Below are 1,058 nucleotides of genomic sequence, written 5' to 3' on the forward strand. Positions count from 1 at the left end.
CCTAGATTAACACACCAAGTGCAACGCTAAGTAATGGAATAAAACACCTGGTTTGGCGTTTTAAACCCTAATCGTTTTCTTGGTCTGTTGTTTAACCTGTCTTCAATGTTTTGAACCTCATCATCAGATACTTGTCTAAAGTCACATCCTTTAGGCAAGTACTCTCTAATCAAGCCATTGGTATTTTCGTTTGTTCCTCGTTGCCATGAGGCATAAGCATCAGCAAAGTAGAACCCACTATAGAGTCTTTGCTTAATGGCTTTATGATCCGCAAATTCCTTGCCATTATCGGACGTAATCGTCTTAACGTGTAGTTTCACTGGAGTTAGCATTACCACCATCGCATCCGCGACCAGATGAGCACTCTTTTTAGTCACTCGCTTCATCTTAACCAAACCTGTCTTTCGCTCTACCACTGTCACGATAGCTTGTTTATGGTTTTGACCAATGATGGTGTCCGCTTCCCAATCACCGATGCGGGATCGCTCTTTTACTACATGAGGGCGCTCATGAATTGATATCCTGTCATTAATACGCCCACGAGTCTCAGTGGTAAGCCTTTGACGATAGGGTTTGGCTTTGCGTCTCAAATATTGCCATAGCCTGCCGCCTTGTTTCTTATCGATCCATAGGTAACGATAGATGCTCATGTGGCTGAGTTTACTATGAACGCCTGCTATTTGTTCAGGACTCCACTGTAACTTAAGTTTATCAACAACCCAGTTCCAGACGTTCAACACAATAGTGAAGGCATTATTTGCTCGCCTCGCTTTAGCGGTGTTGTCTGCATGCTTTGCCCGGTAGCCTCGTAGGCTTTTATTGCGTCTAAGCTCTCTTGATATGGTGCTGGGACTTCTGCCTAACGCCCCTGCTATAAATTTAATACTATGTTGTGCCCCTCTAAGGGCATAAATCTGATATCGTTCCTCTAGGCTTAGATGTGTATAGCTCATGGTTGCAATCTCACTTTGGCGGTGGATAGTAGCTTTGATGCTAGCGCATCTAGGCCTCTTTTTCACCTGCTCTTTGATATTGCACTTCATGTGTTAATCTAAGAT

General features: G+C 43.7%; 1 protein-coding gene. It reads right to left on the minus strand.

Annotated elements, in window-relative coordinates; genetic code table 11:
* Window positions 1–26 precede the first annotated feature (26 nt).
* Window positions 27–1,043 (minus strand): IS30 family transposase, encoded by a 1,017-nt coding sequence (locus tag AAEY80_RS14220; protein WP_502945556.1) that lies wholly within the window; start codon window positions 1,041–1,043, stop codon window positions 27–29.
* Window positions 1,044–1,058: the final 15 nt, after the last annotated feature.

Source organism: Psychrobacter sp. 78a-MNA-CIBAN-0178, assembly GCF_040309625.1.
Taxonomy (GTDB): domain Bacteria; phylum Pseudomonadota; class Gammaproteobacteria; order Pseudomonadales; family Moraxellaceae; genus Psychrobacter; species Psychrobacter okhotskensis.